Genomic DNA, 19,664 nt, shown 5'->3' on the forward strand with positions numbered 1-19,664 from the left:
TGACCGACCGGGCGAGCAAGCGCCCGGCTACTCGGCGGCTTCTTCTTCGGACCGCTCCTTGTGGAGACGGTCCAGCAGCCGCAGTCCTTCGTACGCCCACTCCACCTCCGCGCGGGCACGGGCGATGAGACCGCTGTACGCGAACGCCTTGAACTCCACGACCGCTTCCTGTTCCTCGGGCGGCGTTCGCTCAAGACGGGCCAGGAGCAGGGGAACGCTGCGCGCGAGGATGTCGTCGCGCTGCTTTTCATACGACGCCAAGGCGTCCTGGTGGAACCGCGCGTGCGCCTCCAGTTGGGCACGCGCGGCCCGAGGGCTCGCCCATTCGAAGTACGCCGCCTTGAGCCGCTGTGGATCCCGCTCCCGCCGAGGTTCCTCGACCTTCTCCACCCAGGCCCGCAGCTGCTCATGGCCGGTCTCGGTGAGGCTGTAGCGGCGCTTCTTCGCGTTCTCGCCGCGCGGCACCTCCTCGCTCTCCACGAGACCCGCGGCCTCCAGCTTGCGCAGCTCGGGGTAGATCTGGGTGTGCGGCGCGTGCCAGAGGTAGTCGACGGACGCGTCGAACTGCCGCATAGCGTCAAAGCCCGTCATCGGCCGGGCAGCCAGCAGGGCCAGTAGCGCCAAGCGCAGCGACATGGAGGAACCTCCGTAACGAGCCGGCGTCGCCACCAGCGAGCCGGAACAGGTATTAATGTATCTCCATACATGCCTGAGTCAATGGTTCGCCCCCGGAGCAACGTGAGTTGTTCACCAGACTTCTCGAAGCTCGAGAGCGTTCCCCGCTGGGGCGCATCCCGCAACGCTCGCTGATCCGTGTCGTGCTGTACCTGTGGCTGATCGACGACACGATCGTGCTCACCCCGCAGGCGCGCCGAGCCTGGCGTACCCAGGCGCGCGCTGCTGGCCAGACGACCGCCGTCCGGCGCAGCGAGAACGTCCGCGCCATCGTTGAGCAACTCGCCCACCCTCAGCCACCTTCAAGCAACGGCGCGCCGCCCAGCTCGCCCTCGAGGAAGGCGAGCCCGCCCGTACGGGGAGGGTCGACGGGCGCTTCGGTGGTTACTGATGCCGGGTGCCGCCGAAGCCCGGACTCCGGCCCGGGAGAGCGGCTGGCGGCCGGCCAACGCGTAACCCGTGGCGGGCATGGCGGGGGCTCACGCATAGGCGGTACACGCGTACGTGCACGTGAGGGTGCGCCCCGGCACGGGTCGGCACGGCGCGTGCGTCACAGTCCCTGCTCTTTGCTCTCGCCGTCTGGAAGGGCTCTTCGGGGCCCCGCTGGACGCTGTCTCACACGCCCAGGTGGCCGCCCTGAAGACGAACGCTGTCTCGGAGTCCCACGACTTGGACTTAAAGGGCGAGCTCTATGGCGGCAACGACAGGGCCAAGCGGGACCTGGCCGGTGACGCGGCAGCCCTGGCCAACACTGCCGGCGGAGTCCTGCTACTCGGAGTTGCCGAGGACGACCGGCAGCTGCGCTACCCGGCGTCGCGCTGAGCGACAGCGAGGTTCTTCGGTACCGCAGTGTCGTGGCGGATCCTGACGGTGAGCTGAGTGTCGGAGACCTGTTGGATGACGGCCCGGACGGGCTCGAGGTACGCATCGAGTGCTCCGGCAAGGTTGCGGCCGGTAATGACGATTGCCTGGTCGCTGCCGGCGACGGGGCCTGCTGCGGGGCTGATACCCGTCAGGGCAGGGGCCGGCTGGTAGTAGAAGTGTCCGAGGGTGCCGGTGCCGCCTGCGGTGGTGACCGTCACGGGGACGACACCGGATCCCGCGGGGGCGGTGACGGTCAGCGAGGTCGCGGTGTTGGCGGTGATGACGGCCCGGGCGGTGCCGAAGCGCACGGCGGTGGCGTTGGCCAGGTGGTGGCCGGAGAGCTTCACGGTGGTGCCGCCCCCTGTGGATCCCTGGTCGGGGATCACGGTGGTCGCCAGGACACCGACGGTGGAGGATGACAGCTCCACCGCCATCTACACCCACGTCAGCGATGACTTCATGAACACCATGCTCCACAAGGCGCTCGCGCCCGCGCTCGCCCCGACCTCCGCAGACAAGGACCGCTGATGGCCGCGAAGCTCGGCTACCACTGGCACCTGCGCAAGGTCATGGCCGACCGCGGGCTGTTCTCCACCACCGACCTCATTCCGCTGCTGGACGAACGCGGCATCACCCTCTCCTCCAGCCACGTCTACCGGCTCGTCGTCGAGCGCCCCGAACGGCTCAGCCTGAAGATCCTCATGGCCCTGCTCGACATCCTCGACTGCACCATGGGCAACCTCATCGAGCCCGTGGCCGCAGCAGGAGCCGGATCAACCACCAGGACCAAGAAGGCCGTTGGCGCCGAGACCGGCGTCGGCGCCCTGCGGCCCAAGCGGGCCCGCATCCGCGGTATCGAGCGGCCGTGGCCGCACAGGAGCCCTCCGACCGAGCCGTCGGGGACCCGATCGCGCGCTGGAGGTGACTGTGCTCGCGCCACGCGGGCTCGTAGGCGGCCGAGACAGCCGGGATCGTGATCAGTTCGGTGAGGCTGGGGGCACCCTCGATGTCGTCGTGCCGTCGGAGAATGGTCACCGTAGCCACACTGCAACCGGGATTGCAAAACTCAACCAGCCGTGTAAGCCTAGGCTTGCCGGATTCGATCGGAGCCGACGAGGGAGAGCCCGCATGACAGCAGACCGGGCCGAAAAGACGACCGCGGACGAGGGTCTCATGCAATACCGGACGACTCCTGACAGCGACTGGACCATCGCGGCCGTCGCCGAGATCGTCGAGCCGCTCGGCATGACACTCCCGCCGCCCAGTGAAATCATCCTGCATGATCTGAGCAAGCTGCCGAATTCGATCGTCGCCATTTACGGAGAAGTGACAGGCAGGCAGGTCGGGGATCCTGCCACCAATTACCTCCTGGAGCGCGCTTCGGCCGGACTCCTGGGGAATGACGTCGGCTACGAGACCACGCTGGACGACGGACGTGTGCTCCGCTCTTCAACGGTGATCATCCGGAATCGGGTCGGCAATCCCGTTGCCGCTCTGTGTATAAACATCGACATTTCCGCGTGGCTGCAGGTCGAGAAGCTGGCTGCAGCGATGACCTTCAAGCGAGGGGGACCTGATCACGCCGCCGTGTCCCAGCCTCCCGCCAGCACCGCCTCCGCGACCGCGAGCACGGAGGAGAAGAGGGGTTCGAGGACCCGGGAGCGGTTCCCGAAGAGCGTCGACGAGCTGACCGACACCATGATTCAGGACGCGATTCAGTCGTCGGGGCTCGACGTACTGGCCATGAAGAAGCGCCACAAGGTTCAGATCGTGAAGCTCCTTCAGGATAAGGGGCTTTTCTTGATCAAGGACGCCGTGGAAAGGGTTTCCGGCGCCCTCGGTGTGTCCCGGTTCACCATCTACAATTACTTGAACGAGATCGCCGAGTCTCCGGGTGAATACAGCTGATTCCCTCGGGAACACGTAAAAACCCTGAACGGCGGTCCGGGTAGACCGCCATCAATGATGAACGGCAACACGATGACACTTTCTGACGCCCATTTCCGTGAATACGCTGCGCCCTTGTACCCGGGAGCGGCGACGGTCAGGTATCTCGACACGGCAGCGGTCGGGCTGATCTCCACCTGGGTCGAGGACGCGATGGCCGATGTCCTGCGCCGCCACCGCGACACCGGCATCGACGCGACTGTCCCCTTGCGTGAGGAGGCGGAGTCCGTCAGAGAGCGGGTGGCCCGGCTAATCCACGGGGACGCCCGCCGCGTCACCTTCACTCAGAACACGAGCACCGGACTGGCGCTCGTCGCCAACGGAGTGGACTGGCGGCCGGGAGACAACCTGGTGGTGCCAGAAAGGGAGTTTCCCTCAAACTTCTACCCCTGGCTGCAACTGCGTCAGCAGGGTGTCGAAGTGCGGGCCGTCCCGATGGGCGCCCACGGGCACGCCGAGACGGCCGACATCGCGGAGCGCGTCGACGTACGGACGCGCCTCGTCGCTCTCAGCGCCGTCCAGTATTCAAGCGGCCATCGCTACGACCTCGCGGAGATCGGCGCGGTGTGCCGAAACCACGGCGCACTCTTGGTGGTTGACGGCACCCAGGCAGCGGGGGCCATGGCACTGAACGTGAACGAGTCAGGCATCGACGTCCTCTCGGTCAGTGCGCACAAGTGGATGCTCGGCCCGTTCGGCATCGGCTTCGTTCACTTCTCGGACCGTGCGTTCGAGCAGCTCACGCCGTCCACGGCAGGTTGGCTGAGCACCGAGAAGCCGTTCGACTTCGACCACGAACCGACCTTTGCCTCGGACGGCCGCAAGTTCGAGAGCGGAACCGAGAACTCTGTCGGCATCGCCGGCCTCGGGGCCACCATCGACCACATGCTCGACCTCGGGCCCGAGCGGATCGAGCAGTACATCCTGGACCTTGTGGGCCAGCTCGTGACGACCCTCGAAGAGAGGGGTTTCACCATGGTGAGCCCCCGGGACGCACGGCACCAGTCCGGCATCGTCATCGCCCGTTCGCCCGTCGAACCGGGAGAGGTCCTCCACGAGCGTCTGCTGAAGGAAGGAATCCGCTGCTCCCTGCGGGGCGGTGGCGTGCGGCTCTCCCCGCACTACTTCATCACAGGCGACGACATCAGCCACGCCATCTCCGTCATGGCCCGCTGAACCAGCCATCCATCCACCCACGCCAAAAGCGATCAACCACCGACAAGGAGATGACGCATGTCCGCCATCGCAGCTATCGCCACGTCGAACGCCCCCTCGGCCATCGGCCCCTACTCGCAAGCCGTGCGCACAGGCGACCTGCTGTTCGTGTCGGGCCAGCTGCCGCTGCCCCCCGAGGCCGGAGCCGTCGGTGAGAGCATCGAGGAACAGACGCGCCAGTCCCTCGACAACGTCACGGCCATCATCCGCGAGGCCGGCGGCCAGCTCTCCGACGTCGTCCGGGTCGGCATCTTCGTCACCGACATCAAGGAGTTCGGCGTGGTGAACAAGATCTACGCCGAGTACTTCAGCGCCGAGCCGCGACCGGCGCGAGCGGTTGTCGAGGTGTCCGCCCTTCCCCGCCCGGAGGCCCGCATCGAGATCGAGGCCACCGTCGCCGTCGGGGCGACCAGCAGCAACGTCTGAACGGCGTGAACCCCCTACGCTGGTGCAGCGGGCGAGCGTGAGCGTGCGCCGTTTCCCAGCCGTCCTTCCGGTCAGCTGAACCGGGGTTGGACTGCAGGTCCCATCCGCTGAACACGCCGATGCGGCGCCAAGCCCGCACCGCAAGCCCGGGGGAGGCCCGAGCCTGCCGCTCGCCTTCTGCTCTGGGGCTGGTCTGCCGTACATGGTGTCACCACCGTCGGACTGCCGAACCGTGCCTCTGCCCGGTCGGGCTGCCGGTACCCCCGGCCCGCGCCAGACAAGTAACCGGCCACCTAGTTTCCCCGCCCGCCGTCGGCAACTGCGTCACCTCGCTCGCGACGATGGCCAGGGTGACCGTCCTGCTGCACTGACGCAGGATCCGCAACCACCTCGTTGAGGCGCGTGAGGACCGAAAGGCCGGCCATTCGCCTGGATTCGCGATCGTGAACGCATGGCAGGCGTGAGGTCGGAGATCAAATGCCGGATCGCCCCCGTCGGACATCACCCCTTCACAGACTCGTGGGGCAGCTTCCCTCAACCTCCCCGGGGCGGCCGCACGACTGCCTTCCGCTCGGCCACGGGTCGCGAGCCAAAGGCCGGTGAAGCCTTCGCCAACCGATACGCGACCGCGATGGAAACGTAGCTGTAACCGCGTTGCCCTGTGACAGGCTCGCGCTATACCTGCACTTTCCGCAGAGGGCACGTGTCGGCGCCTGCGAGCTGAAAAGCCGCTTCTTCCTCTGTATACGGAGTGACAGCCGGATAAAAGCAGACCCGGAAGACCGAACCCCGGTCGACACCTCAAATGCGGCGGACCCTGCTCCGCCACGGCTGCCCTCACACCATCCTTCAACTGTCGTTTTGAAAATCTTCAACTCGTGGTTGACCCTGCTGTGAGTGGCGGATAGTCTCAGGTCATCTTCAATGGTCAATCGACCTTCAGGTTCACTCCCCCCGCTACGTCCCCAGAAAAACCGCCCCGGGGCACCCTCATGCCTTCCGGAGCCGGCGCAAGGAGAAAATCCATGGATATGGATCAGGGCAGAGATCCTTCGGTAGCTACTGTGCAACCGGCTTCGGTCAATGAATCGGCCAGGGTTCTTGACGAAAAGTCTTCATCAAAAAGATCCGGGCTTTCCCGGGCCATGAAGTCCCGCCACATCGTCATGATCGGCCTGGGTTCCGCTATCGGTACCGGACTGTTCGTGGGATCCGGTTCAGCGATGGCCGCGGCCGGGCCGGCGGTGCTCCTTGCGTACATCGTCGGCGGCATCCTCGTCACTCTGGTCATGCGGATGCTCGGCGAAATGGCAGCCGAGGCCCCGAGCGCGGGTGCCCTGTCGGTCTTCGCCGACAAGGCATTGGGACGCACCGTCGGATCGACGATCGGCTGGTTGTGGTGGGCCGTGATGGTCGTGTCCGTCGCGGCCGAGGCCACCGCGGCGGCCGCCATCGTGCACTCGCTGTGGCCCGCCGTCAGCCAGTGGCTGCTCGCGCTCGTCTTCTTGACCAGCCTCACCGGGCTGAACCTCCTGGGCGTCGCCAAGTTCGGAGAGACCGAGTTCTGGTTCACGCTCCTCAAGGTCGGTGCGATCCTTGCGATGTTCGTCGTCGGTGGAGGCATTCTCCTGGGATGGATCCCGGTGGACGAGCCGACCGGCTTCGGGAACCTGGTCGATCGCGGCGGGTTCATGCCGAATGGGATAAGCGGCGTCGCCTCCGCACTTCTCATGGTGGTGTTCGCGTTTGGTGGCGTGGAGATCGCGGCGATCGCCGCGGCCGAGACCAAGGACCCTGCGCGCAACATCGGTCGTGCGATCCGCACCATCGTCCTGCGGATCGTCGTCTTCTACGTCGGCGCCGTGCTGATCATGCTCATGGTGCTGCCGTGGAACGATAGCAAGCTCAAGGAGAGCCCCTTCATCGCCGTGCTGACCTTCGCGGGGATCCCGGGGGCCGGCACGATCATGGCGCTCGTGATCGTCGTCGCGCTCCTGTCGGGGCTGAACGCCAACGTCTACGGGGCATCCCGGCTCCTGTTCTCGCTCTCCGACCGGGGGTGTGCTCCCTCCCAGGTGACGCGGGTGACCGGCAAGGGAGTCCCGCGGATCGGTGTCCTGCTCTCTGTCGCGTTCGGTTTCGCCGCCGTCATGCTCAACTACATCTGGCCCACGCTCGTCCTGAAGTACCTGCTGAACGCCGTCGGGTCGGGCACGGTCATCATCTGGTTCTTCGTGATCATCACGCAGTTCATCCTGCGCCGGCGCATGAGCACGGAGAAGACGAACGCTCTGGCGTTCAAGGTCTGGCTCTTCCCCTACGCCAACTACCTGGCGCTGGCCATCCTCGGCGGAATTGTTGTCCTGACCTGCTTCGACGACGCCGGCCGCAGCCAGCTGCTCACGACCTTCATCGTGACCGCTGCGATCGCGGTGGCCTGTCGCCTGTTCAGCAGGGCGCCCAGCCCGAAGTCGCTCGAAGAGCAGGTCTGACATCAACGGCTTACCCCTTGAGCGACACCGCTTCCGCAATCTGAGATACCCCGCGCAGGGGCGGCCTGGATGAGAACACAGGGCTGATCACAGCCCGTACTCACTCCTCCGGGTCGCCCTTTGAGCGCGTGGCCGGCACCGCGGCGGCAGCGTCCGGTGGCCCGACACGAGAGCAGGACGGAACCGGTCGGACCAACTCACGGACCCACGCCTTTCCGCAGTCCGTCTCTGGCTACGCACCCGGCTTGGCCAGACGCTGATCCGCACGGATTCCGCGGGCGGCACCCACGGCTTCGTGTCCTGGCTCGCGAAGCGAGGACGATGGATGTCCTACTCGGTCGGCATGACGGTCACCGAAGCGATCCACGAACATGTGCTGAAGGTCCCCGCCTCAGCCTGGACCCCGGCCGTCGAGACCGACGGTGAGGCCCGTGACGGGGCCTGGGTCGCCGAGCTCACCGGCAAGCTCCTGGACGGCTGGCCCCAGGGCATGCGACTGATCGTGCGAAAGGAACGGCCTCATCCTGGCGCCCAGTTGAGGATCACGGATGCGGACGGCATGCGAATCACGTGCTTCGCGACCAACACCCCCCACCGGCCGATCGCCGCCCTCGAACTCCATCACCTGCTGCGGGCCCGGGCCGAGGACCGGATCCGGGCCGCCCGGGCCACCGGCCTGCGCAACCTGCCGCTCCACACTGCAGCCCAGAACAAGGTCTARCTCGAGATCGTCCAGATCGCTCTCGACCTGCTGGCCTGGATGCCCATGCTCGCTCTCACCGGCAAGGCGCGGCTCTGGGAACCCCGTCGCCTGCGATTCCGCCTGTTCTCCGCGGCCGCTCAGCTCGTCACCACCGGCCGACGCAGGATTCTCCGCCTCGCCCGACACTGGCCCTGGACCAGCGAGATCACCGCCGTCCTCGAACGGCTCGCGCTCCTACCCACACCCGGCTGACCAGCAACTTCCCACCACCCCGACGACAACACCACCCGCCCCGGGCAGTGGAACCCGGCGCCCACCCGGATTGGACCGTACATCGACCAGTTCGACATGGTCCTCGTTGAAGGCCTCGTAGTAGTTGGTCTCGAACAGCGAGCGCTTGGTCGCATAAGCGTGGTCGTTCGGGCACTGGAGTTCAGCAACTTCGGGATCCGCAACACGGTCGCGGATCCGGTCCCGAATGTAGTCGGCGAGGGTGTCGTTCGCCTCCTTGCTGAACAGAAGATCAGCATAGGTCGGCATGAGCAGGCGGAAGCCACCGCGGTAGTACCGGTCGTAGAGTTCGCGCCGCTCCTGCCAACTGGCCGCGAGTGCGGACGGCTGCGCCGGCGGATACGGCGCACCCAGGAAGTTGTTACGGCACTGCTCGCGATAACGCGGATAGTTGGCGATGACCTCGCGGACGGCTGCGCCGGCGGATACGGCGCACCCAGGAAGTTGTTACGGCACTGCTCGCGATAACGCGGATAGTTGGCGATGACCTCGTCGAGTTCGGCCTCGTCCATGGGCCCGTTACCCAGGGGCGTGGCGAAGTTCGCGGTCCGCTGGAAGACGGTGAGACTGCCCACGTCCTTCGCTATGGCTCCGATCACCTGCACACCGGAAGAGCCCGTGCCCACAATGCCCACGCGCTTCCCAGCAAGATCCACCGGTGTCTGCGGCCAGTTGCTCGTCCGGTACAGCTCTCCCCCGAACGATTCGGCCCCCTTGAAGTCGTCGTCCTTGGTGGCGCTCAGCCCGCCGGCCGCGCTGACGATGAACCGGGCTGTCACGGACTCGCCCGTGTCAGTGCCGACGGTCCACCAACCGTTCTGTTCGTCCCATACCGCAGAGGTCACCCGCGTCTCGAATGAATAACTGCTGCGGAGATCGAAGCGGTCTGCGACGTGCTCGAGGTACCGCAAGATCTCCGGCTGCGCAGCGAACCGCTCCGTTTATCGCCACTCGCGCTGCAGGTCTTCGTCAAAGGAGTAGGAATACCAGACGCTTTCGAAGTCGCAGCGCGCCCCGGGGTAGCGGTTCCAATTCCACACCCCGCCGGGGCCCGACGCCGTCTCGAAGGACTTCACTCGCAGGCCGAGGAGGTTGCGCAGTTTATGAGTGGCATACAGTCCGGCGAATCCGGCGCCGACGACGATGGCATCGACATCGGCGGCCTCTGGTCCACGCGGGTTTACGCTGTTCGGAAGAACATGTCGGCTCATGCAGGAGAGTATGTGACAACCAAAAGCAGGAAGGACTGTCCCAATCGTCGGACACTGGGCCTATTGATCCGAAACTCAATCGGCCTATTCGAGTATTGAGCTTGTTCAGCTGTGCCGGACGCCGTCGGTGTGCTGGTCAGGCCGCGTGGGGGTGTTGGCGGCGGACCGGCTGGGCCAGGGCCGGTCACCGATCAGTTCGTTCTTCAGCATGGCGAAGAACGGCTCGGCCAGCGCGTTGTCCCGGATCCTCCGCAGCCAGCACGGCCTGGCGGCCTGTCTTGGATGTCCACCAAAGCGGATCAGGCCAAGATCCTACGAGTCAGCGCTCAACTCGTCCTCCCGGCCCGACTCCACCACCCCGGCGACATGCACGAGCGAGTCCAACCGCTCAGGCAGGGCACCGGCCGCCAGCCGGGAGCGTATCGACCCCGGTGCGGACAGATCGGCCGCCAGCGTCCGGCTCCGCGGGAACCGGGCAGGCAGTTCCTCCGCCCGTGCCTCGTCCCTCGCCAAAACCAGCACCCGTGATGAGGTGAACTCCCATAGCCTGATACACACCCCATATACGGATCTCATTCCTTATGGTGCAGGCCGAGTTGGAGGCACCCCGACGCGTTCGGCTCGCGGGTGGGGCAGGGCGTCGCGGTGCCGCCCGGCGGGCGGGATGTTCCCGCGGGGCGCCCAGGGTTCGCTCCCCGGGCTTCACGGACGCGAATCGACCTGCCCGGGAGCCGCGATCAACCGGGTGAGTCCAGCTCCCGGGCCGTGGTCGATTCGCGGACGACGAGCTGAGGTTCGTAGACGTGGTGGACCGGATCCGAAGACCCTTCGTTCGCGATGTCCGCGAGCAGCAGTTGTGCTGCCTTCCTGCCCAGTTCGTGAGCGGGCTGCCGTACGGTGGTGAGCGGGACCGCCACTTGGGAGGCGAACTCGATGTCGTCGTACCCGACGATGGCGATCTCCTCCGGCAGGCTGATGCGTGCCCGTATGAGGGCTTGCATCACTCCGATCGCGACGAGGTCGTTGGCGCAGAACAACGCTTCCGGGCGATCGGAACGGCGTCTCCTCGCCAATTCGGTGCCGACCGCGATGCCGTCGGCCAACGTCACCGACTCGGTGTTGATCAGCTCTACGGTCCGGTCGGGCCCGAGCGCCTGGCGCAGGCCGGCGAGCCGGTCGGCGGCATGGGTGTGCACGTCGGGGTTTCCCGCGAACATGATCCGGCTCTTGCCCAGTGACCGAAGATGCGCGCCGGCGAGCCTGCCGCCCTCGACGTCGTCGACGGAGACGGACGGCAGGCCGTAGCCGTCCGCGCGCCGGTCGACCAGCACACAGCTCAGCCCACGCGAACTCATCTTCTCCAGTTGGGCGATGCTCTCCGCGGAGATCGGCACGGCGAGGATGCCCCGGACTCGTCGCTGCTGGAAGATCTCGAGGTTGTGCCGTTCACGATCGCGACTGAGTGCGCTGGTCGAGACGGACAGGGTCCAGCCACCGTCGTAGACGCGCTCCTCGATGCCGCGGGTCACGTCGTTGAAGTACGGGTTCCACGTGTCGAGCAGGGACAGGGCCAGCGACGAACTGGAGCCGGACCGCAGCTGGCGGGCGGATTCGTTGCGTACGAACCCCAGCTCGCTCATCGTGCTTTCCACCCGTTCACGCAAGTGGGGCGAGACCCGTTCGGGGTGGTTCATGACATTGGAGACGGTTCCCCGGGATACGCCCGCATGGGCGGCGACATCGCCCAGCGTCACACTGCGCATCGACCCCTCCTGAAGTTGAAGACGTCACATTACTTGACGCCCTGCTCGAGCCTCTGGTTCAGTGCGTCGCATCTTACTTTTGGCACGTGCCAAAACCAAACAGGAGGGGGCCGGTCATGCGCGTCTCAAAGAAGATTCTCGCGGCCTCGGCTACCGGGGTAATGCTCGTCGCGCTCGCCGGCTGCGGTCGCGGCGGCTCGGACCAGAGCGCGACCACCGACAAGGCCAGGGTGGCGCTGGTCACCAGAGATCTCACCAACGCGTACTGGGTCGCGTGGGACAAGGGGGCCAAGGCCGCGTTCGCCAAGCGGGGCGTCACCGGCACCGTGGCCGTCGGCGACTCCGAGACCGACATCCAGGGCATGAGCAACAACCTGTCGACCCTGGCGAACCAGAACTGGGACTGCATCGGCGTGGTCCCGATCAACGACTCGAACGTGATCACCCCGCTCGTGGCCGCCGCCAAGCGGGGCATCCACGTCATCGACATCGACGCCCTCATCGACCCGAAGGCCGCCAAGGCGGCGGGACTCGACGTTGCGACGTACATCGGCAGCGACAACGAGAAGGCCGGCACGCTGGCGGGCGACCGCATGGCGACGATCCTCGGTGGCACCGGGAAGGTCGCCATGCTGCTGGGCACCCCCGGCGAGCACAACTCGACGCTGCGCCAGCAGGGCTTCCGCGCGGCCGTCAAGGGCAAGCTTCAGATCGTCCAGCAGGTGTCCGCGAACTTCGAGCGCGCCGCGGCGCAGACCGCGACCGAAGCGATCCTGCGTGCTCACCCCGACCTGACCGGCATCTTCGCCGCGAACGACGAGATGGGCCTGGGCGCACTCCGGGCGGTCACTGCCGCGGGACTGGCCGACAAGGTGAAGGTCATCAGCGTCGACGGGATCCAGGAGGCGCTGGAGTCGGTGCGCGACGGCGGGCTCGCCGCCACCGTGATCCAGTACCCGTACGTGATGAGCGGGATGGCCGTCGACGCGTGCATCGCGTTGAAGAACGGTCACCGTCTGCCCTCCTACGTGCCCGCGCCGATCTCCCTGATCACCAAGGACAACGCGCAGAAGCAGATCGACGCCTATCCGAAGCCGCTGCAGAAGGTCGCCAACCCCTTCAAGGACATGCTGGAGCCGGTGAAGTGAGCGCGCACACGGACGCACGGACCGTGTCGGCCAAGGACTCTCCCGAAGCCTCGCCCAGGTCCCACACGGCGTCAGCGTTCGGACGGCTGCGCCGCTCGGGCTTCTGGGGCAAGAACGCCGTGTACCTCGGCCTCCTCGGGGTGTGGCTGCTGTTCTTCATCCTCACCCCCGACTTCCTGACCGTGTCGAACGTGGAGGCGGTGCTCGTCTCGTCGGCGGTGGCCGTCGTGATGGCCGTCGGCCAGACCTTCGTGATCGTCGTCGGCGGCATCGACCTCACGATCGGTTCGAACGTGCAGTTCTCCGGGATCCTGCTCGGCGTCCTGTTCTCGACCGCGGGGATCGGACTCGGGTACTCGATACCGCTCACCATCCTCGGCGGCCTGGCGGTCGGCGCCGTCGTCGGTGGTGTCATCGCCCTGTTCAAGATCAACGACTTCGTGGTCACACTGGGCGGGCTGAGCATTCTGTCCGGTGCGGGGCTGATCCTCTCGGACGGTCAGCCACTGAGCGTACGCAGCACGGCGCTTCTCGACTTCGCCACGGACGGCTTCGGTGGGCTGAAGTACTTCATCCTCGTCGCGGTGGTGGTCGTGGCCATCGGCCACGTACTGATGTTCTACACGCGTGTCGGCGGACACATCAGGGCCACCGGCGGAAACGAACTGGCCGCCCGGGAGGCGGGCATCGCCACGACGGCGATCAAGGTGACCGCCTACACCATCTGCGGCTGTACCGCCGGTATCGCGGCCTTGCTCCTGGTCGCCCGCACCGGCGCGGCGGATCCGAACGTCGGTACGTCCCTGCTGCTCGGCTCGATCGCCGCGGTCGTGCTCGGCGGGGCCAGCCTCAAGGGGGGCAAGGGATCCGTGATCGGGTCCGCGGTGGGCGCGCTGCTGCTGACGTCGTTGCTGAACGGCTTCACGCTCATGCAGGTGTCGCCCTTCTACCAGCCGATCGCGGTGGGCGGCGTGGTCATCGCGTCGGCGATCTTCAACAAGACGGTGAAGCGATGAGTACGCACACGACAACGGACGCGCCGCTGTTCGAGGCACGGGACGTGCACAAGTCCTTCGGCGCCGTCGATGTCCTGCGTGGCATGTCGGTCGGGGTGGAGCCCGGACACATCACTGCCATCGTGGGCGACAACGGTGCCGGCAAGTCCACCTTCATCAAATGCCTCACAGGCATCTACTCGCCCGACGCGGGCTCGCTCGCGTTCCGCGGCAAGGCCGTGACCGTGAGCAGCCCGGACCACGCGCGGAAGCTCGGGATCGAGACCGTCTACCAGGACCTCGGACTCGTCGACGACCTGCCCGTCTGGCACAACCTCCACCTGAACCGGGAGCTCACCTGGGGCCGCGGCCCCTTCTCCGTCCTGCGGCGCAAGGCCATGTCCCGCGACGCGGCCCGCATGCTCGAGGAGCTGGACGTGCGCATCCCGTCGCCCGACATCGAGATCAGGGCCCTCTCCGGAGGCCAGCGGCAGGCGGTCGCCATCAGCCGCGCGGTCTCCTGGGGCCCGTCGCTGGTCATCATGGACGAACCGACCGCGGCACTGGGCGTGCGGGAGACCGCCGCCGTCGAGGAACTCATCGGCCGGCTGCGCTCACGAGGCACGAGCGTGCTGCTCATCAGCCACGACATGCCCCAGGTACTGCGCCTGTGCGACACCGTGACCGTGCTGCGGCACGGCCGCACCGTGTCCTCCCGCCCAGTGGGCCAGCTCTCGCCCGACCGCCTGGTGGCCCTCATCACAGGCGCCTCGACCGACAAGGAGATGTTCGCATGAGCAAACGATTCAACCACATGGGTATCACGGTCTTCAACCTGGAACGCTCCCTGGACTTCTACTGCGGGGAACTCGGCCTGCCCCGCCCGCCCGAGGGACACGTCTTCACCGTCAAGGGAGCCTGGCTCGGCAAGCTCGTCGGCGCGGACGACCCGCGGATCCGAGTGGCCTTCATACCGCTGGACGACGGCATCCTCGAACTCCTCGAATACGAGAAGCCGCAGGACGGCACCACTGCGGCATCGCTGCGGAACTGGGACGTCGGTGCGGCACATCTCGCCTTGAACATGCCCGGGCTCCAGGACTTCTACGACCGCAACCGGCGCCGTCTCGACTTCGTCTCGGAGCCGCAGACCGTCGAGGGCGGCCCGTGGAGCGGCGGCACCGTCGTCTACCTCCGCGACCCCGACGGCATCTCCGTCGAACTCGTCGGGGCGGCGGGTGACTAGCCGACGTGCCGCCGGCGTTCTGTCGATGGGGGAGAGTCTGATCGACCTGACCCAGACCGTCGGGGCCGACGACCACTATGTCGCACACCCCGGCGGCAGCCCCCTCAACGTCGCCGTCGGGCTGGCCCGACTGGGCACCGCCGTGTGCTTCGCCGGCACCATCTCCACCGACGCCCTGGGGATGCGCACCCGGCGCTTCCTCCAGGACGAGGGAGTGGACCTCCGTCTGTCCGTCCCCGTGCCGACGCGGACCACGTTGGCGCTCGCCACTCTCGTAGAGGGGCAGCCGCACTACTCCTTCTACGCCAGTCCCGCGCCGGCCGGGGTGTTCCACCCCGCCGACGCGGTCGCGGACGGAGAGTTCTCAGTCGTGCACGCGGGCTCCATCGGGCTCCTCGACGCGGATGTGTACGCGTCGGCGGTCAAGCTGTTCTCCCGAGGGGACGGGGTGCGGACGCTGGATCCCAACGTACGTCCCGGTCTGGTCACCGACCCGGAGCGCTACCGGGCCGACATCGCCCGGCTGGCCGCCCATGCCACCGTGGTCAAACTCAGTGCCGAGGACGCCGACTTCCTCGCGCCGGACCGGCCCGCGGCGGCACTCGCCGCCGACTACCTCTCCCGGGGCAGCACGGCGGTGATCCTCACCGCGGCAGAACAGGGCGCCACGGTCCACCACGCGTCGGGCTCCGCGACCGTCCCCGTGAGTGGCGCTCCTGTCGTGGACACCACGGGCGGCGGCGACGCCGTCACCGCAGCCGTCATCAGCAGGCTGGTAGCGGAAGGTGTACCCGACGACCTGCACGGCTGGACGCGCGTCCTGCGGTTCGCCATGCAGGCAGCCGGCGTCTGCTGCTCGCGCCCGGGCGGCGCGGAGGCGATGCCCACGGCCGACGATCTCGCACCACCCCACCAGCGCCTCATCGTGAATGAACGGACAGCATGGCAACGGAAGTGAAAGTACCCACGACGGGCAACGCCGGCGAGGCCGCCGTCGTCCTCGAATGGAATGTGTCCGTGGGCTCCGAGGTGAGCACCGGCGACATCCTCGGCAGCCTGGAGACCGCCAAGTCCGCCATGGACGTCGAAGCACCCGTCAGCGGTTCGGTGCTCGAGATCCTCGTCGCCGAGGGCGAGGAGGCCCCCGAGCACTCCACCCTCATGCTCATCGGCGCGCCCGGTGAGGCCGACTCCGCGGGATCCCCGGCCGGGCAGTCGCCACCGAAAGCGTCGGCCGGGCCGGTCGTGCGGGAAGCGCCGCCCACAGTGCGAGCCCCGCGCCCGGACAGCCGCACACGGGTCAACGCCTCTCCGCGCGCCCGACGCATCGCGGCCGAGCGCGGTATCGACCTGGCGAGCCTGGACGGCTCGGGGCCGTTCGGCCGGATCGTCATCCGCGATGTCCCGGCCGCCGCCCCTGACACACACCCTTCGGTGACTTCGGCGCCGTCCGTGGCCGCGTCGTCGGACGGCTCCCGCGTGGTCCCGGTGCGTGGAGCCCGGAAGGTGACCGCGCGGCGTATGCAGGCATCGCTGCAGGAGGCCGCCCAGGTCACGCTCACCCGCTACGCGCCGGCGGACGCGTTGGTCCACTACGCCGCGCGTCTGAAAGAGGTCGCGCAGACCGACGATCGGCCGGCTGTGAGCATCAACGACCTTGTGCTCTTCGCCACGGCACGCACGGTCGGGAAGCACCCGGCCCTCAACGCGTGGTTCGACTGGGACGGCATCACCCAGTTCTCCACCGTGCACCTGGGCGTCGCCGTGGACACCGGGAAAGCGTTGCTGGTCCCGGTCATCCTGCAGGCCGACACGCTGACGCTCGGCCAGCTCTCCGCCGCCGCGCGTTCGGTGATCACCCGGGCTCGTGACAGCAGGATCGAAGCACGCGAGATGGAAGGCGGCACGTTCACTGTCTCCAACCTCGGAGGACTCGGGGTCCACTGGTTCACGCCCGTGCTGAACCCGCCGCAGGCAGGCATCCTCGGCGTCGGCGCGGTTCACCGTGCCCATCCCGACGCGCCCGCCGTCCTTCCGCTGTCCCTTACGTTCGACCACCGTGCCATCGACGGCGCGGCCGCAGCGGCGGCGCTCCGGGACATCGCGCACGCCGTGCAGACCGTAGACACCCTCGCCGCGTTCTGAGCGCTGCGTCCGCCCCACAGGAGTCATAACCGCCATGGCGAAAGAACTGATGATCGACCCGTCCGCCGTACGTGAGAGGCGGGAACTGACGCTCGCCCCCGTACCCGTCAATGCCTACGTTCCCGACCTTGAACGGGAGCGTTCGCTCTACGGCACGGACGCCCTGCGCCGCATCGGACGGGACATGGTCCTTGTGCGTGAGTTCGAGCTGATGCTCAACGCGATCAAACGTGAGGGCTCGTACCTCGGTATCGACTACGTGCACCAAGGCCCCGCCCATCTGTCCATCGGCCAGGAGGCGGCCGCGGTGGGACAGGCGTTCTCACTCGGCGTCACCGACAAGGTGTTCGGCAGCCATCGCAGTCACGGCGAGGTCATCGCCAAGGGACTGTCCGCGATCGCCGAGTCGACGCCCGACAGCCTCAACCCCGAACTGGAGGCGTGGTCGGACGGCGCGGTCTGGCGCGTCGTCCGTGAGCGGCTCGCGGACAACGACTTCGAACAGCAGGCGATCAACTTCCTCATGTACGGCATGACGGCGGAGACCTTCGGACGCAGCACCGGTTTCAACCGGGGGCTGGGCGGCAGCATGCACGCGTTCTTCCCGCCTCTGGGTATTTTCCCCAACAACGCCATCGTCGGCGGATCGGCCCCGCTGGCGACCGGTGCGGCGTTGTACAACCGGCTGCGGCGAACCGAGGGCATCGTCGTGGCCAGCATCGGTGACGCCTCGGTCGGAACCGGCCCGGTCTGGGAGTCGTTCAACTTCGCCGGCATGGCCCAGCTGACGGGCCTCATGGACGACGAGCATCGCGGCGGCCTTCCCGTCGTCTTCTTCGTCGTCAACAACTTCTACGGCATGGGCGGGCAGACCATCGGCGAGACGATGGCCTTCGACCAGCTGTCGCGCATCGGCGCGGGCGTCAACCGGCACAACATGCACACCCAGACCGTCGACGGCAACGATCCCTTCGCGGTCATTGATGCGATGACGACGGCGCGCGAGCACATCGAGCGCGGTGAAGGTCCGGTCCTCATCGACTGTCAGACCTACCGTCTGTCCGGGCACTCACCGAGCGACGCGTCGTCCTACCGCACGAAGGACGAGGTCGACCTGTGGACGGCGGCGGATCCGGTCGACTCCTACTTCCAACGGCTCGTCGAGGGCGGCGTGTTCGACGCGACGCTTCAGACGGAGCTGAAGGCGTGGGCCGAGAAAACCGTACGAGCCACGCTCGAGGTGGCCGTCGACCTCACGATCTCGCCCCGTCTGGACCTGCGCACGGATCCCGGTGTGATGGCGGGCATCACCTTCAACAACGCGACGACCGACCGCGAGAGCGCACCCGCCGGTGAGACGACCGTGCCCCTCGCCGAGCTGCCGCACCTCCTCAACGTCGGCAAGAAGTCACGCACCGGGACCGCCGGGGGGAAGGCCCTGAGCGGCGCACGCGCCCTGACCTTCCGGGACGCCCTCTTCGAGGCGATCGCGTCGGCCGTCGCGGCGGACGACCGCATCGCCCTGTGGGGCGAGGAGAACCGTGACTGGGGCGGTTCCTTCGGTGTCTATCGGGGACTCACAGAACTGCTGCCCCGGCACCGTCTCTTCAACGCGCCCATCTCCGAGGCCGCCATCGTGGGCGCGGGTGTCGGTTTCGCACTCAGCGGAGGCCGGTCCCTGATCGAGCTCATGTACGCGGACTTCATCGGTCGCGCGGGCGACGAGATCTTCAACCAGATGGCGAAGTGGCAGCCGATGTCGGGCGGACTCGTCCGGATACCCATGGTCATGCGGGTCTCCGTGGGTGCCAAGTACGGAGCGCAGCACTCCCAGGACTGGAGTTCGATGGTGGCCGGCGTGCCCGGACTGAAGGTGGTCTTCCCCGCCACCGCCCGCGATGCGAAGGGGCTCATGGCGAGCGCCCTCGCCGGCGACGACCCCGTGGTGTTCTTCGAGAGTCAACGCCTGTACGACCTGCCCGAGACGGTGCATGCCGACGGTGTTCCGCGAGAGGACTACTTCGTGCCCATCGGCCGCCCCGCGGTCGTGCGAACCGGCTCCGGCCTCACGATCCTCACCGTCGGCGCCGCGCTGTACCGCGCGCTCGACGCCGCGAAGACACTGGAGGAGCGGCACGGGATGAGCGTGGAGGTCATCGACGCCCGCTCCCTGGTGCCCTTCGAGTACGACATCCTCCTGGAGTCGGTCGCGAAGACCGGCCGCCTCGTCTGTGTCTCGGACGCCAGTCTCCGCGGCAGCTGGCTGAACACCGTCGCCGCCAAGACGTCCGAGGAGGCATTCGACCACCTCGACGCGCCCGTCGTCGTCCTCGGCGCACGCAACTGGATCGCCCCTCCGGCCGAGCTGGAGTGGGAGTTCTTCGTGACGTCCGACGACATCCTCGACGCGGTGCACACACGCATCGTGCCGTTGCCGGGCCATGTCGTTCAGCCCGGCCCCGGTGCCGACGGAACGCTTCATGAGTCGGCACTGGGCATCTGACAGCAGCCGAAGCCGTGCCGTTCACCTGAAGCGACACCCA

At 67.2% G+C, this 19,664-nt stretch carries 18 protein-coding genes and 2 pseudogenes; 14 read left to right on the top strand and 6 right to left on the bottom strand.

The genetic code is table 11. The features are described from left to right. Nucleotides 1–27: 27 nt before the first annotated feature. Nucleotides 28–636 carry a PadR family transcriptional regulator gene (locus BFN33_RS38510; RefSeq protein WP_069764847.1) on the bottom strand — a complete coding sequence of 203 codons (609 nt, stop codon included), beginning with the start codon at nucleotides 634–636 and terminating at the stop codon, nucleotides 28–30. 708 nt (nucleotides 637–1,344) lie between these two features. Between BFN33_RS38510 and BFN33_RS53420 the strand changes: the two genes are divergently transcribed. Next, nucleotides 1,345–1,497 carry an RNA-binding domain-containing protein gene (locus BFN33_RS53420; protein ID WP_176742564.1) on the top strand — a complete coding sequence of 51 codons (153 nt, stop codon included), beginning with the start codon at nucleotides 1,345–1,347 and terminating at the stop codon, nucleotides 1,495–1,497. Here BFN33_RS53420 and BFN33_RS38520 read toward each other — a convergent pair. Then, complete coding sequence (locus BFN33_RS38520) at nucleotides 1,479–1,967, bottom strand: IPT/TIG domain-containing protein (RefSeq protein ID WP_256122981.1); 489 nt, start codon at nucleotides 1,965–1,967, stop codon at nucleotides 1,479–1,481. The two genes, BFN33_RS53420 and BFN33_RS38520, sit on opposite strands and share 19 nt — an antisense overlap. Nucleotides 1,968–2,066: 99 nt before the next feature. On the opposite strand from BFN33_RS38520, the gene BFN33_RS38525 reads away from it, so the two are divergent. From BFN33_RS38525 to BFN33_RS38550, 6 genes and pseudogenes are all read left to right on the top strand, one after another. Further along, nucleotides 2,067–2,516, top strand: coding sequence for a helix-turn-helix transcriptional regulator (locus BFN33_RS38525; RefSeq protein ID WP_176742565.1), 450 nt, complete (start codon nucleotides 2,067–2,069; stop codon nucleotides 2,514–2,516). Between the two features lie 151 nt (nucleotides 2,517–2,667). Continuing rightward, nucleotides 2,668–3,447: a transcriptional regulator gene (locus BFN33_RS38530; RefSeq protein ID WP_079141242.1), complete on the top strand. Its 780-nt coding sequence runs from the start codon at nucleotides 2,668–2,670 to the stop codon at nucleotides 3,445–3,447. Between the two features lie 114 nt (nucleotides 3,448–3,561). After that, the gene (locus BFN33_RS38535; RefSeq protein WP_069764850.1) at nucleotides 3,562–4,662 is read left to right on the top strand and encodes an aminotransferase class V-fold PLP-dependent enzyme; all 1,101 of its coding nucleotides are present in this window, start codon (nucleotides 3,562–3,564) and stop codon (nucleotides 4,660–4,662) included. A gap of 57 nt (nucleotides 4,663–4,719) precedes the next feature. Further along, nucleotides 4,720–5,127: a RidA family protein gene (locus BFN33_RS38540; RefSeq protein ID WP_069764851.1), complete on the top strand. Its 408-nt coding sequence runs from the start codon at nucleotides 4,720–4,722 to the stop codon at nucleotides 5,125–5,127. 992 nt (nucleotides 5,128–6,119) lie between these two features. After that, nucleotides 6,120–7,619 carry an amino acid permease gene (locus tag BFN33_RS38545; protein ID WP_256122982.1) on the top strand — a complete coding sequence of 500 codons (1,500 nt, stop codon included), beginning with the start codon at nucleotides 6,120–6,122 and terminating at the stop codon, nucleotides 7,617–7,619. Nucleotides 7,620–7,851: 232 nt separating this feature from the next. Then, nucleotides 7,852–8,574, top strand: a pseudogene (locus BFN33_RS38550) (transposase); the annotation flags it as partial. On the opposite strand, the gene BFN33_RS54795 reads toward BFN33_RS38550, so the two are convergent. From BFN33_RS54795 to BFN33_RS38565, 4 genes and pseudogenes are all read right to left on the bottom strand, one after another. Next, on the bottom strand, nucleotides 8,557–8,862 hold the full coding sequence (locus tag BFN33_RS54795; RefSeq protein WP_069764853.1) for a hypothetical protein: 306 nt from the start codon (nucleotides 8,860–8,862) through the stop codon (nucleotides 8,557–8,559). The pseudogene BFN33_RS38550 and the gene BFN33_RS54795 sit on opposite strands and share 18 nt — an antisense overlap. 302 nt (nucleotides 8,863–9,164) lie before the next feature. Continuing rightward, nucleotides 9,165–9,530, bottom strand: a pseudogene (locus BFN33_RS55665) (cyclohexanone monooxygenase); the annotation flags it as partial. Nucleotides 9,531–9,554: 24 nt separating this feature from the next. Beyond that, nucleotides 9,555–9,824, bottom strand: a complete 270-nt coding sequence (locus tag BFN33_RS53720; protein ID WP_218109060.1) for an NAD(P)-binding protein — start codon at nucleotides 9,822–9,824, stop codon at nucleotides 9,555–9,557. 737 nt (nucleotides 9,825–10,561) lie between these two features. Further along, entirely contained in the window at nucleotides 10,562–11,587 is a 1,026-nt protein-coding gene (locus BFN33_RS38565) for a LacI family DNA-binding transcriptional regulator (protein WP_069764855.1), read from the bottom strand. Between the two features lie 116 nt (nucleotides 11,588–11,703). Between BFN33_RS38565 and BFN33_RS38570 the strand changes: the two genes are divergently transcribed. Genes BFN33_RS38570 through BFN33_RS38600 form a run of 7 tightly spaced genes read left to right on the top strand, consistent with a single transcriptional unit; the run spans nucleotide 11,704 to nucleotide 19,624 of the window. Next, nucleotides 11,704–12,735, top strand: coding sequence for a substrate-binding domain-containing protein (locus BFN33_RS38570; protein WP_069764856.1), 1,032 nt, complete (start codon nucleotides 11,704–11,706; stop codon nucleotides 12,733–12,735). Continuing rightward, the gene (locus BFN33_RS38575) at nucleotides 12,732–13,751 is read left to right on the top strand and encodes an ABC transporter permease (RefSeq protein WP_088245473.1); all 1,020 of its coding nucleotides are present in this window, start codon (nucleotides 12,732–12,734) and stop codon (nucleotides 13,749–13,751) included. The genes BFN33_RS38570 and BFN33_RS38575 overlap by 4 nt, the downstream gene beginning before the upstream one ends. Then, on the top strand, nucleotides 13,748–14,527 hold the full coding sequence (locus tag BFN33_RS38580; RefSeq protein ID WP_069764857.1) for an ATP-binding cassette domain-containing protein: 780 nt from the start codon (nucleotides 13,748–13,750) through the stop codon (nucleotides 14,525–14,527). The genes BFN33_RS38575 and BFN33_RS38580 overlap by 4 nt, the downstream gene beginning before the upstream one ends. Then, nucleotides 14,524–14,976 (top strand): VOC family protein, encoded by a 453-nt coding sequence (locus tag BFN33_RS38585; RefSeq protein WP_069764858.1) that lies wholly within the window; start codon nucleotides 14,524–14,526, stop codon nucleotides 14,974–14,976. The genes BFN33_RS38580 and BFN33_RS38585 overlap by 4 nt, the downstream gene beginning before the upstream one ends. 25 nt (nucleotides 14,977–15,001) lie before the next feature. Then, the gene (locus tag BFN33_RS38590) at nucleotides 15,002–15,934 is read left to right on the top strand and encodes a carbohydrate kinase (RefSeq protein ID WP_069764859.1); all 933 of its coding nucleotides are present in this window, start codon (nucleotides 15,002–15,004) and stop codon (nucleotides 15,932–15,934) included. Then, entirely contained in the window at nucleotides 15,919–17,121 is a 1,203-nt protein-coding gene (locus BFN33_RS38595) for a dihydrolipoamide acetyltransferase family protein (RefSeq protein ID WP_069764860.1), read from the top strand. The genes BFN33_RS38590 and BFN33_RS38595 overlap by 16 nt, the downstream gene beginning before the upstream one ends. A gap of 34 nt (nucleotides 17,122–17,155) precedes the next feature. After that, nucleotides 17,156–19,624: a thiamine pyrophosphate-dependent enzyme gene (locus BFN33_RS38600; RefSeq protein WP_069764861.1), complete on the top strand. Its 2,469-nt coding sequence runs from the start codon at nucleotides 17,156–17,158 to the stop codon at nucleotides 19,622–19,624. The last annotated feature ends 40 nt before the right edge of the window (nucleotides 19,625–19,664 follow it).

The organism is Streptomyces sp. LUP47B (assembly GCF_001746295.1).
Classification (GTDB): domain Bacteria; phylum Actinomycetota; class Actinomycetes; order Streptomycetales; family Streptomycetaceae; genus Streptomyces.

Bases quoted from the DNA above. Each gene is read 5' to 3' on its own strand.
- BFN33_RS38510 (WP_069764847.1), bottom strand. From the start codon at position 636: ATGTCGCTGCGCTTGGCGCTACTGGCCCTGCTGGCTGCCCGGCCGATG.
- BFN33_RS38525 (WP_176742565.1), top strand. From the start codon at position 2,067: ATGGCCGCGAAGCTCGGCTACCACTGGCACCTGCGCAAGGTCATGGCC.
- BFN33_RS38530 (WP_079141242.1), top strand. From the start codon at position 2,668: ATGACAGCAGACCGGGCCGAAAAGACGACCGCGGACGAGGGTCTCATG.
- BFN33_RS38540 (WP_069764851.1), top strand. From the start codon at position 4,720: ATGTCCGCCATCGCAGCTATCGCCACGTCGAACGCCCCCTCGGCCATC.
- BFN33_RS38545 (WP_256122982.1), top strand. From the start codon at position 6,120: ATGCCTTCCGGAGCCGGCGCAAGGAGAAAATCCATGGATATGGATCAG.
- BFN33_RS54795 (WP_069764853.1), bottom strand. From the start codon at position 8,862: ATGCCGACCTATGCTGATCTTCTGTTCAGCAAGGAGGCGAACGACACC.
- BFN33_RS53720 (WP_218109060.1), bottom strand. From the start codon at position 9,824: ATGAGCCGACATGTTCTTCCGAACAGCGTAAACCCGCGTGGACCAGAG.
- BFN33_RS38565 (WP_069764855.1), bottom strand. From the start codon at position 11,587: ATGCGCAGTGTGACGCTGGGCGATGTCGCCGCCCATGCGGGCGTATCC.
- BFN33_RS38570 (WP_069764856.1), top strand. From the start codon at position 11,704: ATGCGCGTCTCAAAGAAGATTCTCGCGGCCTCGGCTACCGGGGTAATG.
- BFN33_RS38580 (WP_069764857.1), top strand. From the start codon at position 13,748: ATGAGTACGCACACGACAACGGACGCGCCGCTGTTCGAGGCACGGGAC.
- BFN33_RS38585 (WP_069764858.1), top strand. From the start codon at position 14,524: ATGAGCAAACGATTCAACCACATGGGTATCACGGTCTTCAACCTGGAA.
- BFN33_RS38590 (WP_069764859.1), top strand. From the start codon at position 15,002: ATGGGGGAGAGTCTGATCGACCTGACCCAGACCGTCGGGGCCGACGAC.
- BFN33_RS38595 (WP_069764860.1), top strand. From the start codon at position 15,919: ATGGCAACGGAAGTGAAAGTACCCACGACGGGCAACGCCGGCGAGGCC.
- BFN33_RS38600 (WP_069764861.1), top strand. From the start codon at position 17,156: ATGGCGAAAGAACTGATGATCGACCCGTCCGCCGTACGTGAGAGGCGG.